General features: G+C 63.9%; 16 protein-coding genes and 1 tRNA gene. 11 read left to right on the plus strand and 6 right to left on the minus strand.

Annotation, left to right across the window (positions count from 1 at the left end):
- Window positions 1–81 precede the first annotated feature (81 nt).
- Together C4S73_RS19200 and C4S73_RS19205 are read right to left on the minus strand one after the other, a co-directional pair.
- Window positions 82–354: a hypothetical protein gene (locus C4S73_RS19200; RefSeq protein WP_146071430.1), complete on the minus strand. Its 273-nt coding sequence runs from the start codon at window positions 352–354 to the stop codon at window positions 82–84.
- Window positions 355–427: 73 nt separating this feature from the next.
- The gene (locus C4S73_RS19205) at window positions 428–778 is read right to left on the minus strand and encodes a hypothetical protein (protein WP_103874143.1); all 351 of its coding nucleotides are present in this window, start codon (window positions 776–778) and stop codon (window positions 428–430) included.
- A 165-nt stretch (window positions 779–943) separates the two neighbouring features.
- Here C4S73_RS19205 and C4S73_RS19210 point away from each other — a divergent pair, with 165 nt between their 5' ends.
- Window positions 944–2,857 (plus strand): ABCB family ABC transporter ATP-binding protein/permease, encoded by a 1,914-nt coding sequence (locus C4S73_RS19210; protein WP_103874256.1) that lies wholly within the window; start codon window positions 944–946, stop codon window positions 2,855–2,857.
- 99 nt (window positions 2,858–2,956) lie between these two features.
- Window positions 2,957–3,460 (plus strand): hypothetical protein, encoded by a 504-nt coding sequence (locus C4S73_RS19215; RefSeq protein ID WP_103874144.1) that lies wholly within the window; start codon window positions 2,957–2,959, stop codon window positions 3,458–3,460.
- 12 nt (window positions 3,461–3,472) lie between these two features.
- Here the strand turns inward: C4S73_RS19215 and C4S73_RS19220 are convergent, their stop codons facing one another.
- From C4S73_RS19220 to tam, 3 genes are all read right to left on the minus strand, one after another.
- The gene (locus tag C4S73_RS19220; protein ID WP_103874145.1) at window positions 3,473–4,471 is read right to left on the minus strand and encodes an SDR family oxidoreductase; all 999 of its coding nucleotides are present in this window, start codon (window positions 4,469–4,471) and stop codon (window positions 3,473–3,475) included.
- Between the two features lie 72 nt (window positions 4,472–4,543).
- Window positions 4,544–5,017, minus strand: coding sequence for a GNAT family N-acetyltransferase (locus C4S73_RS19225; protein ID WP_103874146.1), 474 nt, complete (start codon window positions 5,015–5,017; stop codon window positions 4,544–4,546).
- 44 nt (window positions 5,018–5,061) lie between these two features.
- Window positions 5,062–5,832, minus strand: coding sequence for a trans-aconitate 2-methyltransferase (tam, locus tag C4S73_RS19230; protein ID WP_103874257.1), 771 nt, complete (start codon window positions 5,830–5,832; stop codon window positions 5,062–5,064).
- A 244-nt stretch (window positions 5,833–6,076) separates the two neighbouring features.
- Here tam and C4S73_RS19235 point away from each other — a divergent pair, with 244 nt between their 5' ends.
- The gene (locus tag C4S73_RS19235; RefSeq protein ID WP_103874147.1) at window positions 6,077–6,778 is read left to right on the plus strand and encodes a phosphatidylserine decarboxylase; all 702 of its coding nucleotides are present in this window, start codon (window positions 6,077–6,079) and stop codon (window positions 6,776–6,778) included.
- Between the two features lie 127 nt (window positions 6,779–6,905).
- On the plus strand, window positions 6,906–7,751 hold the full coding sequence (locus C4S73_RS19240) for a CDP-alcohol phosphatidyltransferase family protein (protein WP_103874148.1): 846 nt from the start codon (window positions 6,906–6,908) through the stop codon (window positions 7,749–7,751).
- 70 nt (window positions 7,752–7,821) lie between these two features.
- Here the strand turns inward: C4S73_RS19240 and C4S73_RS19245 are convergent, their stop codons facing one another.
- A complete protein-coding gene (locus tag C4S73_RS19245; RefSeq protein WP_103874149.1) occupies window positions 7,822–8,211 on the minus strand; it encodes a hypothetical protein in 390 nt (129 codons plus the stop codon).
- A gap of 316 nt (window positions 8,212–8,527) precedes the next feature.
- Between C4S73_RS19245 and C4S73_RS19250 the strand changes: the two genes are divergently transcribed.
- The 7 genes from C4S73_RS19250 (at window position 8,528) to C4S73_RS28315 (ending at window position 13,495) form a co-directional block, all read left to right on the plus strand.
- Window positions 8,528–9,136, plus strand: coding sequence for a Maf-like protein (locus C4S73_RS19250; protein WP_244595686.1), 609 nt, complete (start codon window positions 8,528–8,530; stop codon window positions 9,134–9,136).
- A 192-nt stretch (window positions 9,137–9,328) separates the two neighbouring features.
- Complete coding sequence (locus C4S73_RS19255) at window positions 9,329–10,150, plus strand: SDR family NAD(P)-dependent oxidoreductase (protein WP_103874151.1); 822 nt, start codon at window positions 9,329–9,331, stop codon at window positions 10,148–10,150.
- Window positions 10,143–10,349, plus strand: a complete 207-nt coding sequence (yacG, locus tag C4S73_RS19260; protein ID WP_146071431.1) for a DNA gyrase inhibitor YacG — start codon at window positions 10,143–10,145, stop codon at window positions 10,347–10,349. Before C4S73_RS19255 ends, yacG begins: the two co-directional genes overlap by 8 nt.
- A gap of 182 nt (window positions 10,350–10,531) precedes the next feature.
- Window positions 10,532–10,607: transfer RNA gene (locus C4S73_RS19265), tRNA-Phe, on the plus strand.
- A 640-nt stretch (window positions 10,608–11,247) separates the two neighbouring features.
- Window positions 11,248–11,451: a hypothetical protein gene (locus C4S73_RS27985; RefSeq protein WP_146071432.1), complete on the plus strand. Its 204-nt coding sequence runs from the start codon at window positions 11,248–11,250 to the stop codon at window positions 11,449–11,451.
- A 181-nt stretch (window positions 11,452–11,632) separates the two neighbouring features.
- On the plus strand, window positions 11,633–12,121 hold the full coding sequence (locus tag C4S73_RS19270; RefSeq protein WP_103874152.1) for a GFA family protein: 489 nt from the start codon (window positions 11,633–11,635) through the stop codon (window positions 12,119–12,121).
- Window positions 12,122–12,892: 771 nt separating this feature from the next.
- Complete coding sequence (locus tag C4S73_RS28315) at window positions 12,893–13,495, plus strand: helix-turn-helix domain-containing protein (RefSeq protein ID WP_160115841.1); 603 nt, start codon at window positions 12,893–12,895, stop codon at window positions 13,493–13,495.
- The last annotated feature ends 25 nt before the right edge of the window (window positions 13,496–13,520 follow it).

Consider the following 13,520-nt stretch of genomic DNA (forward strand, 5'->3'; position numbering starts at 1 on the left):
CTAGGATGGATCCCGGGTCGACCTGCGGTCGCCCAGGATGACGGCGCGTTTCTCAGACCGAACAGCATGCTCTAAGAACCATCAATGATTGCGCTTGTCTCCGCCCGTGCGGAAGATGGCCTGGATGTCGTGCGTCGCCTCGGCATAGCGCAGAATATTCAGCCGGTCCTCTGCGGAAACGGCGCGAAACAAGGCGACGAGCGCTTTCTCGTCATTGGATAGCTCGTCGATTTGAGCGGGCACTGGCGGGCGCCCGCGTCCCTTGTCCTGTTTGACCATCTGATCCGGCATGCATCGACGCTTTCGATCATTGCGTTCAGATGGTCTACGCACCGACCCCACTTCTGGTTTCATCGGCGGGCCGGATTTGCGACCCCGGACAGGCGCTATTTTGTTGCCGGACCGGCATGGAGGCCTTTGAAGGGCCTCACTCGGTCAGGCGGATCGTCCGTTCCTTGCAGAGATCCATGCTTTCGGCATCGCTTTCGGCATCGTCGCTGAATTTCGCGAGCACGAAATAGTTGCAGCCATTTGGCTTGTTGAGCTTGATCGAAGCGCTTTTCCCCGGAGCCAGCGGCTTGTCGAGCTTTCCGACGAGCCGTGACTGATCGCCTGTTGTCGCGACTTCGAACGTCGTCAGGGGCGCGGCGCGCATGTTGGTGATCTTGATCTGCGCCGGCGGCTTGGCCTGCTGCGCGGCGGCCGGAGCCACGGCGAATACCAGTCCGGCGCAGAGGCCGGTCAGCCCGGCAGCGATAACTCTTTGAAGTTTCGTCATTGTTTCGTCCCCGTAGCGAGCTTTGTGCTCTCCCATTCGCCATCTGACACCGCGCTTTCGGCGAGAGCAAGGCAAGCGGCCCATGCACGCCGCCCCCGATACGGGACGGCATGCATTCCCCGGCGATTGCGCCTATATGAACCCGCCAACTGGAATCGTTTCAAGATGTCCCCGCCTGCCGCACCCAATCCGGCGCCGACCTTTGCGCGCTCGGTCCTGCTTCAGCCGGGCTCCGGTTTCGTTGCAACCTTCCGCGCGCTCTGGCCCTATCTGTGGCCGAGCGACCGGGCCGATCTGCGCCGCCGTGTCGTGCTGGCCTTCGCGTTGCTGGTGATGGGCCGCGTCGTTCTGATGGGGGTGCCGTTCACCTTCAAATGGGCGACGGATGCGCTCGCCAACACGCCCTCCAGCCTGGAACGCTGGCTGCCCTGGCTTGTCGGCGCGCCGCTCGCCCTGACGGTGATCTACGGGCTTGCCCGTGTCGGCTCGGCTGCCTTCATTCAGCTGCGCGACGCCCTGTTCGCCCCGGTCTTCATGCATGCCGTGCGCACGCTGGCGCTGCAGACCTTCGGCCATCTGCATCATCTCTCGCTGCGCTTCCATCTCGAGCGCAAGACAGGCGGGCTGACCCGCGTGCTGGAGCGCGGCCGCAATGGCATCGAGGAGATGGTGCGGCTCGGCCTCAACCAGCTCGTGCCGGTGGTGATCGAGCTTGTGCTGATCATCGGCGTGCTGCTGACGCTGTTCAACTGGCTCTATGTCGTCGTGCTCGTGGTCATGGTCACGACCTATATGGCCTACACCATCAAGGCGACGGAGTGGCGCATCGCGATCCGCTCGGAGATGAACGAGTCCGATACCGACGCCAATTCCAAGGCCATCGACTCGCTCCTGAACTACGAGACAGTGAAGTATTTCGGCGCCGAGGCCCGCGAGACCGCGCGTTACGATGTCTCGATGGCGCGCTATGAGCGCAATTCGGTGAAGGCCTACACCTCGCTGGCCTGGCTCAATTTCGGCCAGGCGGCCATCTTTGCCGCTGGCCTCACCATCTCGATGGTGATGGCGGTGCAGGGGTTTCGCTCGGGCACGCATACCGTCGGCGACTTCGTGCTGATCAACGCGATGCTGATCCAGCTCTATCAGCCGCTGAATTTCATGGGCACAGTCTATCGCGAGATCAAGCAGGCGACGCTCGATATCGAGCAGATGTTCTCGCTGATCGGGCGTGATCCGGAGATCCAGGACAAGCCCGGCTCCCTGCCGCTGCGGGTGCCGGCCGGCGAGGTCGTGTTCGAGAACGTCCACTTCGCCTATATTCCCGAGCGGCCGATCCTGAAGGGCATCTCCTTCACCGTGCCGCCGGGCAAGACGATCGCCATCGTCGGCCCCTCGGGCGCGGGCAAGTCGACGATTTCGCGGCTGCTGTTCCGCTTCTACGAGCCCAATAGCGGCCGCATCCTGATCGACGGCCAGCCCATCGTCGATGTCCAGCAGGTCAGCCTGCGCGCGGCGATCGGCATGGTTCCGCAGGATACGGTGCTGTTCAACGACACGATCGAGTACAATATTCGCTACGGGCGCCCCGATGCGACTGAAGGTGAAGTCGCGGAAGCCGCGCGGCTGGCCCAGATCGACCGCTTCATCCGCTCGCTGCCGGAAGGCTACGAGACCTCGGTCGGCGAGCGCGGCCTGAAGCTTTCGGGCGGCGAGAAGCAGCGCGTCGCGATCGCCCGCACCATCCTGAAGGGCCCGCCGGTGCTTGTGCTGGACGAGGCCACCTCGGCGCTGGATTCCTTCACAGAAAAGGAAATCCAGGATGCGCTCGATCGCGTCAGCGAAGGGCGCACCACGCTGGTGATCGCCCACCGGCTCTCGACCGTGATCAACGCCGACGAGATCATCGTGCTCGACAAGGGGCTGATCGTGGAGCGCGGCCATCATCGCGAGCTGCTGGCGGCCGACGGGATCTATGCGGCGCTCTGGAACCGCCAGCGCCAGGTCGACGAGGCCAAGGAAACCTTGAAGCGCGCCACCGAGGCAGAAGGTCCGAGCGTGCGGGTCAGCCTGACGGAGTAGGCGCCGAGGCGCTCAGTTTAAAATCGCTCGCATCTTGGCTCCCGCTACGGCATCCTTTTTGCTACGCTGGACGTGTACCGGCGGGGTGGGGACCTCATCATGTTCGATCCGACGACTTTTGTAGGCTTTCATACCTGGCTCAGCCTGATCGCCATTGTCGCCGGGTTTCCCGTCGCCTCCGGGCTCTTGCACGGCCATACGCGTGGCGGCTGGACGGGGGTCTTTCTGTCCACCGCCTTCGCCACTAGCGCGACCGGCTTCGGCTTTCCCTTTAACGGGGTGCTGCCCTCGCATATCGTCGGCGCGATCTCGCTGGCTTTGATCATCGTCGCGGGCTTTGCCCTCTATGCGTTCCGGCTCGAGGGCGCATGGCGGCGCATCTATGCGATCACGGCGATGCTGGCCTTCTATCTTCTGGTCTTCGTTCTCGTCGCGCAGGCCTTCATGAAGATCCCGCCGCTGCGAGCCCTGGCGCCAACGCAATCCGAGCCGCCCTTCGCGATCGCGCAGGGTATCTTGCTGCTGGTCTTCGTCGTGCTGACCTGGCTGGCGGCGCGGCGCTTCGTCGGCAGCCGGGTGGTGCGGCCGCGCCTGAGCGCCTGACCACCTCGGCGATCAATAGCCGCCGATGATCGGCAGGATTTCGCCGGAGATGTAGCTGGAGCATTGCGGCGAGGCCAGGAAGACATAGGCCGGCGCAATCTCCTCCGGCTGGGCCGGGCGTTTCATCGGCACGTCGGCGCCGAAATTTGCGACGTCATCCGCCGTCTTGTCGGAAGGGTTGAGCGGACTCCAGACCGGTCCCGGCGCGACGGCGTTGACGCGGATGCCGCGCGGCACCAGATGCGAGGCGAGCGAGCGGGTGAAGGCATGAATGCCGCCCTTGGTCGTCGCGTAGTCGATCAATGCCTTGCTGCCCTCCAGCCCCGTGACCGAACCTGAATTCACGATCGCGCTGCCGGTCGTCATATGTTCGAGCGCTGCCTGGGCCATGTGGAAATAGCCGTAGAGATTGGTCTTCAGCGTCGTGTCGAAATGCTCCTCGGTGAGATCTTCGAAGCGCGGCGCATGAACCTGGAAAGCGGCGTTGTTGACGAGCACGTCGAGTTTCCCGAACGCCTTCACCACCTCGGCTACCGCCTTTCGGCAGAAGGCCGCGTCGCGCACGTCCCCGGCCAGCGACAGTCCTCGTCGACCTTCGGCCTTGACCGCCTCCAGGGTGACCGCGGCGTCTTCGGTCTCTCCCAGATGCAGGATGGCGACGTCGGCGCCCTCGCGCGCAAACAGCACGGCGACCGCGCGGCCGATGCCTGAATCGCCGCCCGTGATGATCGCGACCTTTCCGTCGAGCTTGCCTGAGCCCTTGTAGTAGGGCGCGTCATACATCGGTGCGGGATCGAGCGCCGCCTCCGAGCCGGGCTTGGGCTGGTGCTGCTTCTTGAACGGAGGCTCCGGGTAAAGCCTGGCTCCTGCCTGCATTGCTCCGGCTTCAGCGGGTCTCGGGCGGGCATCGGCGCGCGCAACCTGCTTTTGAATGCGCCGCTGTTGCTTGCCGGCGGCTTTGACGGATTTGTCGGGCCTGTCGGATTTGGGCTTCGCCGAGGATTTCGCCATGGGGGTACTCCTTGCGCAGGGGATGCGTGGAGAACGTGGCGTGCAGGGCTGGTGTTCCGCCTTCGATGTGGCTCAGAGCGGCAAATCCAGTCGATAGCGCAGTTTTTCCCGCTCGCCTTGCGCATGACTCTGGTAATCTTCCGGCACCGCGATGCTTTCCACCAATATGCAGCCGAGCTTCTCCAGCGTGCGTTGCGAGGCGGTGTTTTCGGGAGTGGTGGTGATCCAGATCTGCTTCAGGCCGTGGGCACGCACGACCGGGAGAAGCGCCCGCACGGCCTTGGCCGCAAGTCCGCGTCCGCGAAAGGCCGGCTCGACCGAAAATCCGATCTGGCCGGAAAGATGGGTCAGAAGATGCGTGTCCTCCGGCCGCAGGCTGATCGTGCCTGCGACCTCTCCGCCGGTCATGATGTCGAAGCGAAAGGCCCGCACACCCCAGGGCGAAGTCTCGGGCGGGTAGATGTGGCTGAGCCGCAGCACCACATCCTCGCAAACGAGACCGGAGGAGGTATCCTCGTCTTCGCCGGAATGGCCGTGCCCTGTCATCCGCGGTCTCCCGCCTGCCTTGGCCGCGAGCCGCCGATCTTAGCTTAGCGCGTGGCTACGAAAAACAGCCGCGGAAACGGCAGCAGCACGCTGCCATCGAGCAGGGCAGGGTAGGCCTTCGCGATCAGTTCCGTATAGCGCGCGAGAAAGCCCGCGCGTTGCGTGTCGTCGAGCGGGTTGAGAAAGGGGCGAAGTCCGCTGCCCTTGAACCACTCGACGATTGCCTGCGCGCCGCCGGCAAGCGGGTGATGATAGGTGGTCCGCCAGATATCGGTCTCGGCCGCAACCTCGCGCAGCACCCGGTAATACCAGTCCGGTTGCTGGCGCGGGACGCGTGTCCCCGAGGCACCGGCCAGCGCGCTGGCCCAGGGACCTTCGGCAGCGACCTCCCGCATCAGCACATGGGCCGGCTCGTCGAGATTGTCGGGCATTTGAACGGCCAGGCTTCCGCCGGTGCGCAGCTTGCTTACCAGCGCCGGCAGCAAAGCCGCATGGTCGGGCACCCATTGCAGCACGGCATTGGACAGGATCACGTCGAACGAACCCGGATTGCGCCAGGTCGCGACGTCGTCGATTTCAAAACTGATGCCCGGCAAGCGCTTGCGCGCGGCCTCGATCATATCGCTCGACGAGTCCATGCCGATCACCTTGGCGCCGGCGAACCGGGCCTGAAGCAGTTCCGTCGAGTTGCCGGGGCCGCAGCCGATATCGGCCGCCGATTCGACGTCGATCGTTGGAATATGCGCGAGCAGGTCGTGGATCGGGCGGTTTCGTTCGGCCTCGAACTTGGTGTATTGCGCGGCGGACCAGCTCATCGGCATCTCCTTGGCCTTGCAAAACGGCGTCATCCGTTCCGGTGAAGGCCGTTACGCCTCGGGCGTTCCCTCTGCAAGCCTGTGCCTGCCCAATGGCCGGCGGATAAGGGACAAGCTGCCGCAGGCCCTTCCCCCCGCGCGCCGAACCCCCTAAACCACGCAGCCAAAGCTTGCGGTCGCAACTCTGCCGCAGATTGTCGCCACATGCGCCAGCCCGCGCCTGCAACACTACGGAACCACACCCATGTCGCTCGTCGATTCCGTCCGCAAGGTGATCGTGCCCATCCACAAGGAGGGCTATGTCTTCATCGCCATTGGCCTGGTGGCGACGATCGTGCTCGCCAATCTCTGGTCGCCCTTCGGCTGGATCGGCGCGATCATCACGGTCTGGATCTGCTATTTCTTCCGCGATCCCATCAGGATCACGCCACAGCGCGAGGGGCTGGTGATCTCGCCGGCCGATGGCCGCGTCAGCCAGATCGCTTTGGCCCTGCCGCCGCCGGAGCTGAACCTGCCGCCCGAACCGATGACGCGCGTCTCGATCTTCATGAATGTCTTCGACTGCCATGTGAACCGCGCCCCCGTTCCCGGCCGCATCGTCAAGATGGCCTATACGCCCGGCCTCTTCCTCAATGCCGAACTCGACAAGGCCAGCGATGACAACGAGCGCAACGCGCTCGCCATCGAAACGCCGGCCGGCATCGTCGGCGTGGTTCAGATCGCCGGCCTGATCGCGCGTCGCATCGTGCCCTTCGTCAAGGAAGGCGAGACGATCGGAACCGGCGAGCGTTTCGGCCTCATCCGCTTCGGCTCGCGTGTCGACGTCTACCTGCCCACAAGCGTGATCCCGCTCGTCGGCGAGGGCCAGACCGCGATCGCCGGCGAGACCGTTCTGGCGGACTTTTCCGCCAACGAACCGGTGAAGCGGGCGTTCCGCGCAATCTGACCGCTGACGAGACATGCGTGTGCTCCGCTTTCCTGTTGGGAGAGCGGGGCCCGGCTAGGCGCGCGGCGATTGTTGTCAACTTTCTCTTGCCTAGCCTCCGCCGTTAAAACCGCGTATTCCGGCTCGCATGAGCGACCTCTTTCCCCCTTTCGAACCCGAGCGCGTCGAATCGAAGCGCGCCCGTTTCAAGCCGATCCCGTTTCGGTTGATCGCACCCAATGTGGTGACGCTGCTGGCGCTTTGCCTGGGGCTGACCGCCATGCGCCTCGTCGTCGAGGGCAAGCTCGAGACCGCGACCATCTGCATCCTGATCGCGGCGGCGCTCGATGGCGTCGACGGTCGGCTGGCCCGCATGCTGAAGGGCACGTCGCGCTTCGGTGCGGAACTCGATTCGCTCTCCGATTTCGTCAATTTCGGCGTCGCGACCGGCTATGTGCTCTGGATCTTCGTGCTGCACGATCTGCGCTCATTCGGCTGGATCATCGTGCTCACGCTGGCCTGCGCGATGGCGCTCAGGCTCGCGCGCTTCAATGTGATGATCGACGATCCCGACCGGCCGGACTGGCAGAAGAACTTCTTCGTCGGCATGCCCGCTCCTGCGGGCGCGATCACCGCAATGCTGCCGCTCTATCTGCATGCGATCGGGCTTCCGGTGCAGGAATATGGCGCTCCCTTCGTGGGGCTCTACATCCTGTTCATCGCCTTCCTGACGATCTCACGGATTCCCTGCTATGCCGGCAAGACGCTTGGTGCGCGCGTTCCGCGCGACAAGGTGCTGCCGATCTTCGTCGCAGTCGTGGTCGTGGCAGGCCTGCTCTTCGCCTATCCGTTCGAGATGCTGTCGCTCGTGGTCGTCACCTATCTGGCGCTGATACCGGTCAGTGCCGCGCGCTACCGCAAGCTCGAACGCGAGTATAACGCGGCTGCGGCGGCCACGGCCGCTCCAGCCGAGGCGCGCTCCGACATCGCCTGACACCGCGCAAGCGTGCAGCCTCGGCTGTACGCGCGCTGCGACAGTAAGGGGAGGCTGCTGGTGCTGGATCTCAGCCCTTGCGGCTGCGCCCGCCGAGCCTGGCCGCATTGGCGCGGGTGCGCTTGGAGAAAGGCTCCAGCGTGCTGTTGGCGACCTTTGCGGCCGCCTCGGTGAAGTCGACCTGACCGAACGGGTTGAGGGCAACACCCCACCAGAACATCGCCGCGGCCTGGCTCGCGGCAATGCCGCTCTCCATCACAGCCGAGACCTTCTCGTTGACGGCCTGCGCCGCTTCGCGCTGACCCCGGCTGTCCCCAAGGGCGCCCTTCATCAGCATCGGCATTCGCATGGCGATGGTCAGGCCTGCATCGGCCTGCAGGGTCATCATCCTGCTCGCGAGCGCCTGGGCTTCTACGCCCGCTCCGGTGACAGAGCGTAGACGCTTGTTCGAGATCGCCATCTTGGGATGTCTCCAGGACAAGAACATAGCCACCGGAGGGCGGCAGCAAGCCGGCGGGCAACGAATGTGGCGCTTCCGCGCGGTTAGCGCAATCTATGGTATACCAGTTTCCCGCCCAATTTATGCGCAGCGTGAATGGCGCAGCCGTTTTCTCCGGCCTGAAATGCGCCGGGCGCGGGGCGACGAGATGGATTTATCCGCCGCGGAAAATGCTCTAGAGCCTTAAGCACAGCGCGGCCTGTCCATGCGCGCCAGAAACATAATCGAGCTGCCCTTGAGCTTCTTTGCCTCTCCCAAACATCCCGGCTGGCGGCCGATGCTGGTGCTGGCCTCGGCCTCGCCGCGCCGCCTGGCGCTGCTGGAGCAGGCCGGGCTGAAGCCTGACGCCATGCTGCCTTCGGATCTCGACGAAACACCGCTCAAGAGCGAGCGCCCCCGCGATCTGTCGCGTCGGCTCGCTCGTGAAAAGGCGCAGGCCGCGCGGGACGGCGCCAAAAGCCGGCCCGACCTCGAAGGCTGCTATATCGTTGCCGCCGACACCGTCGTAGCCGTCGGCCGCCGCATCCTGCCCAAGGCCGAGATCGTCGACGAGGCCGCAGCCTGCCTGCGCCTGCTCTCGGGGCGTGCGCACCGGGTCTACACCTCCGTGGCTGTGGTGACGCCGTCAGGCGCGATTCGCGACCGCATCGTCGAGACCAGGCTGCGCTTCAAGCGGCTCTCGAACGAAGACATCGAGCACTACCTCGCTTCCGGAGAGTGGCGGGGCAAGGCAGGCGGCTACGCCATCCAGGGCATCGCCGGCTCCTTCGTCGTCAAACTCGTCGGCTCCTACACCGCCGTCGTCGGCCTGCCGCTTTACGAGACGGTGAACCTGCTCGGCGGCGAGGGCTTTCCGGTGCGGTTCGGCTGGATGAACGCCGCCTGAGACGAGCGGATTGCTGTCTGGTTGCGCCTCCGAACTCGACACGCCCTCCAGTCGCTAAGCGTGGCGGCACACCTGGCTGCTGCGCTGGCGGGCAACTTCGGCGTAGGAAGCTTGCAGTGAGCCTGATCAGGCCCGATCCTGCCGGCAGCAAGCGCGTCAGCCTCACAAGGCGCGCCTCCAGGAGGAACAGGCATGACGGGACGTCTCAGGGGCAAGGTCGCCATCGTGGCTGGCGCGGGCTCGATCGGCCCGGGCTGGGGCAACGGCAAGGCGACGGCGACCATCTTCGCCCGCGAGGGCGCCAAGGTGATCTGCGCCGATATCAATCGCGATGCGGCCGAGGAAACCGCCGCCATCATCCAGAACGAGGGCGGGCAGGCCTTCGCGATACAGTGCGACGTCACTAGGGCCGATGCGATGGCCGATCTCGTTGGCCGCACGCTTGGTCGCTATGGCCGAATCGACATCCTCGACAACAATGTCGGCATCGCCGAGGTCGGCAGCGTCGTCGATCTGCCCGAGGAGGTCTGGGACCATGTCTTCAAGGTGAACCTCACCGGCGCCTTCCTGGCGATGAAACATGTCATCCCGGTAATGCAGCGCCAGTTCGAGGAGAGCGGCGAGGGCGGTTCGATCATCAACATCTCGTCGATCGCCTCGATTCGCCATACCGGCGTGCCCTATGCCAGCTATTCTGCCACCAAGGCGGCGCTGAACCAGCTGACAAAGACGACCGCCGCGCAATATGCGCCCCAGAAGGTGCGCGTGAACGCGATCCTGCCGGGTTTGATGAAGACGCCGATGGTGGAGCTCTCCGCCGGCCTCGCACAGGTCTATGGCGATGGCGACATCGACGCGATGTGGGCGGCACGCGACGCGCAGGTGCCGATGGGCCATATGGGCGAGGCCTGGGACGTAGCTAATGCCGCGCTCTTCCTTGCCAGTGACGAGGCGCGCTATGTGACGGGCATCGAACTCATCGTCGACGGAGGAATCACGCTCAAATATGGCTGACAACGAAAACACGCCGCCGCCCATGAAGCCCTGTGCGATTTGCGGCAAGCCGGCGGTGGCCCGCTACAAGCCGTTCTGCTCGGCCCGCTGCGCCGATATCGACCTCGGCCGCTGGCTGAAGGGAAACTATGTGATTCCCGGCGAACCGGTCGATGAGGCCGAGACAGGTCCGTCCAAGCGCGAGCAGGAGGAGGAGTAGGACGGCGAACAGGCGCCTCGGACCAGGCCGCCGCCAGGAAACCACGCCGCGCGGGCCGCTTTATGCGGAGATATGCCTTCTCTGTGGGAGACAGCGATAAAGCCGGCTGAAGCGACTGGACAGCCCGCGCATCACCGACTATACCCCGCCGACCAACAGGAAAGCGCCCGCGCTTCCCCGGCGCCCAGATAGCTCAGTTGGTAGAGCATGCGACTGAAAATCGCAGTGTCGCTGGTTCGATTCCAGCTCTGGGCACCATTTTCCTTTCCGGGCTGATCAGCGAAGAAAACGCGCTCAATCAAGAGCTTGCAGGCGCCCCGAGCGACGCGGGCGGGTGCTATCTACGGTTCTTTCGCTGGCGCCTCCGCGCAAGCATCCCAAGACAGGCGCCTGCCTTGACGTGACGCCGCTGACGTCTGGTTTCAGTCCGAGACTCGGCGGGCAAGGGTAGCAATCCAATCGCAGCGACACGACAATCGCCCTTTCGTTCGGCCGATGCCAACAAGCGCTTTCTAATCAGGCCTGAAGGCTCCGTCAGGCGCAACTGTCAGTGATTGCCGATGCGAGCGCCGTGCGCGGTCGTCACCGCCGGGGCCTTCAAGCCCCCGGAAGACTTCGGCCGGATAGTCGTTCCGCTCCTTCCGCGAATTGAAATACGGTCGACATCCACGGGACCGCCGGGATAAATGGAACGAATCGACACCCTTTGCGTTGACGTTTGCCCCCTGGATGTGGGGCGAAAGGATTTAATATGAATAGGAAGTCCATTTTTGCCGGCTTCGTCGGTGCTATTGCTCTCGCGAGTGCTGCTATTACTGCCCCAACGGCAGCCAGCGCAGCCGAGGCATTACCAGCCGCCGTTGCTCATCAGCTCGACAAGCAGGCTGTAGAGTTCACCATGACTGCGGCCAAACAGCGTCGCCTTATGATGATCGAACAAGCGCAGCGCCAGCAGCAATACGGGCGTGGCGGCTATGGACGTGGCCCTGGCTATGGACGCGGACCTGGCTACGGACGTGGACCGGGCTATGGCTACGGGCCGCGTCGTGGCTATGGTGGCCCGCCTCCGGGCTATGGCTATCGCCGTTACGACCGATACTGAGCGGACATCCTTCCGCTTCTCCGCTTACGGGATTAGGGGGCGCATCGAGCGCCCCCTTTTTTTGTTGGGTCGCTCCTCCAGGAAGACTTGATGGTGCGGACGTTGTAACGGCTTCTTGCCAACTCAGCCGCGTCGGGTTGAACTTCTGTGACCGGCGGTCGAACACAAAAAGGGGCTCGGCATGAATTCGATTAACCTACCGATGGAAGGCGGCTGCCGGTGCGGGCGGATTCGCCTGCAAATCACCAAGCCGCCCATTCTCACCATGGCGTGTCACTGCACCGGCTGCCAGCGCATGAGTTCCAGCGCCTATTCCTTGAGCGCGGCGATCCCGTCGGACGGTTTTCTCGTCACCAAAGGCGAGCCTGTCATCGGCGGGCTGCATGGCGGCGCGAAGCACTATTTCTGCCCGCATTGCATGAGTTGGATGTTCACCCGGCCCGAGGGCGTCGATTGGTTCGTGAATCTTCGACCGACAATGCTGGATGATCCGAGCTGGTTTTCACCCTTTGTCGAAACCTACACGAGCGAGCGGCTGCCCTGGGCTAGGACCCCCGCCGCGCACAGCTTCGAGACGTTCCCGCCCATGGAAGCCTATGGTGCTCTCACGCAGGAATTTGCCGAAAGTGTCGCGATAGAAGGCGCCGCAGGGAGCGGGAAGCAGGCGTGACCATGCGCGCCGACGATTGCGAGGAGGCGAGCGGAAGCGATGACGGCAGCCGGTAAAACCTGAGGCGAGGCAGGAATTCTGCCAGCTTTCTTTGCGGCAATTTCCCTTAAGCATGACGTGGTAATTCTGCTCGAATCGAGGTTCTGGAACTGGCTGCCGGAAGACATCAAGGCCGCCAGGCGACAGCAATGTCGCCGGGATCAACCAGCAACGCTCGGATTCAGCTGGCGATTACGGTCGATGCTTCCGCGTTCGAAAAAACTCGATGAGACGAATGGCACCTTTGATGCATATCAAGTATTGTTGGTCCTGAATATTCCAAGAGCCTAACCTCGCTTCATCCGTGCTGTCGGGCTTGCCATGTCCCCAATTCAGTTTTCCACTCACGGGCTCCCCCCGCGAGAACAGATTGAAGCCTGGCGCGGTTGGTTCGATTCCGTCTTCGACGTTGTCCCGGGTGCGGTCGATGACGGATTTACGGCCCAAAGCACAACCTGGACGCTGGACGGCTTCGCGCTGAGTCGCGTTGCCGCGCCCTCCCTTCAGGCGACGCGGACGAAAGCCCTTATCCGGCGCAATCCGATAGATCATTGGGCGGTCACTCTCGGGCAGCGCACGACCACCGGCCTGGGAGGAAATGGCGAGACGCTGAACGTGCCCGCCCGCACGCCCTTCGTCGTCTCGCTGGGCCGTGGACTTGTGAGCCAGAGAAGCCAGGATGAGCGGCTCCAGCTCTATCTGCCCCGCGATACGTTCGGCGAACTCGCACCGATGCTCGATGCGGTGCAGGGACAGGCCCTGAACACGCCGCTGGGGAAACTGCTCGGCGATTACCTCGTTCTGCTCGAGCAGAGCCTGGCCGGACTGACCCCAGCCGATCTGCCGCGGCTGACGAACGCCGTTCGCGCCATGATGTTGGCTTGCGTGGCGCCGTCCACTGACCATGCGGTGGCGGCGGCAAACCAGATCGACATCAGCAGGCGCGAGAGGGCGCGGCAGATCATCGGACGGCATCTGCGCCATCCTTCGATGGGGACGGATACGCTGTGTCGCGAACTCGGCATGTCGCGCAGTCAGGTCTATCGCCTTCTGCAGAATGACGGTGGCGTCATGCACTACATCCAGCGTCGGCGCCTGCTGCAGGCCTATGCCGATCTGTCGGATCTGTCGAACACGAGGTCGATTACGGCGATCGCCGAATCCCTGTGTTTCCCGGACGCGTCGAGCTTCACCCGCGCCTTCAGGCAGGAGTTCGGCGTGAGCCCGCGTGATGTCCGGGCTGTGTCGCTGACCGGTCAGGCCTTGCTGCCCGTGCCAAGGCATCCCCCTGGCTCGGAGATCGAGACCCTCCGGGACTGCTTGCGCCAGTTCTGATCCGTTTTGCGCGGATCAGAGGCCT

Source organism: Allobosea lathyri (assembly GCF_900108245.1).
Taxonomy (GTDB): Bacteria; Pseudomonadota; Alphaproteobacteria; order Rhizobiales; family Beijerinckiaceae; genus Allobosea; species Allobosea lathyri.

What these genes read in the sequence shown, in the direction of transcription:
- C4S73_RS19200 (WP_146071430.1), bottom strand. Translation starts at nt 354, where the DNA reads ATGAAACCAGAAGTGGGGTCGGTGCGTAGACCATCTGAACGCAATGAT.
- C4S73_RS19205 (WP_103874143.1), bottom strand. Translation starts at nt 778, where the DNA reads ATGACGAAACTTCAAAGAGTTATCGCTGCCGGGCTGACCGGCCTCTGC.
- C4S73_RS19210 (WP_103874256.1), top strand. Translation starts at nt 944, where the DNA reads ATGTCCCCGCCTGCCGCACCCAATCCGGCGCCGACCTTTGCGCGCTCG.
- C4S73_RS19215 (WP_103874144.1), top strand. Translation starts at nt 2,957, where the DNA reads ATGTTCGATCCGACGACTTTTGTAGGCTTTCATACCTGGCTCAGCCTG.
- C4S73_RS19220 (WP_103874145.1), bottom strand. Translation starts at nt 4,471, where the DNA reads ATGGCGAAATCCTCGGCGAAGCCCAAATCCGACAGGCCCGACAAATCC.
- C4S73_RS19225 (WP_103874146.1), bottom strand. Translation starts at nt 5,017, where the DNA reads ATGACAGGGCACGGCCATTCCGGCGAAGACGAGGATACCTCCTCCGGT.
- tam (WP_103874257.1), bottom strand. Translation starts at nt 5,832, where the DNA reads ATGAGCTGGTCCGCCGCGCAATACACCAAGTTCGAGGCCGAACGAAAC.
- C4S73_RS19235 (WP_103874147.1), top strand. Translation starts at nt 6,077, where the DNA reads ATGTCGCTCGTCGATTCCGTCCGCAAGGTGATCGTGCCCATCCACAAG.
- C4S73_RS19240 (WP_103874148.1), top strand. Translation starts at nt 6,906, where the DNA reads ATGAGCGACCTCTTTCCCCCTTTCGAACCCGAGCGCGTCGAATCGAAG.
- C4S73_RS19245 (WP_103874149.1), bottom strand. Translation starts at nt 8,211, where the DNA reads ATGGCGATCTCGAACAAGCGTCTACGCTCTGTCACCGGAGCGGGCGTA.
- C4S73_RS19250 (WP_244595686.1), top strand. Translation starts at nt 8,528, where the DNA reads ATGCTGGTGCTGGCCTCGGCCTCGCCGCGCCGCCTGGCGCTGCTGGAG.
- C4S73_RS19255 (WP_103874151.1), top strand. Translation starts at nt 9,329, where the DNA reads ATGACGGGACGTCTCAGGGGCAAGGTCGCCATCGTGGCTGGCGCGGGC.
- yacG (WP_146071431.1), top strand. Translation starts at nt 10,143, where the DNA reads ATGGCTGACAACGAAAACACGCCGCCGCCCATGAAGCCCTGTGCGATT.
- C4S73_RS27985 (WP_146071432.1), top strand. Translation starts at nt 11,248, where the DNA reads ATGACTGCGGCCAAACAGCGTCGCCTTATGATGATCGAACAAGCGCAG.
- C4S73_RS19270 (WP_103874152.1), top strand. Translation starts at nt 11,633, where the DNA reads ATGAATTCGATTAACCTACCGATGGAAGGCGGCTGCCGGTGCGGGCGG.
- C4S73_RS28315 (WP_160115841.1), top strand. Translation starts at nt 12,893, where the DNA reads ATGCTCGATGCGGTGCAGGGACAGGCCCTGAACACGCCGCTGGGGAAA.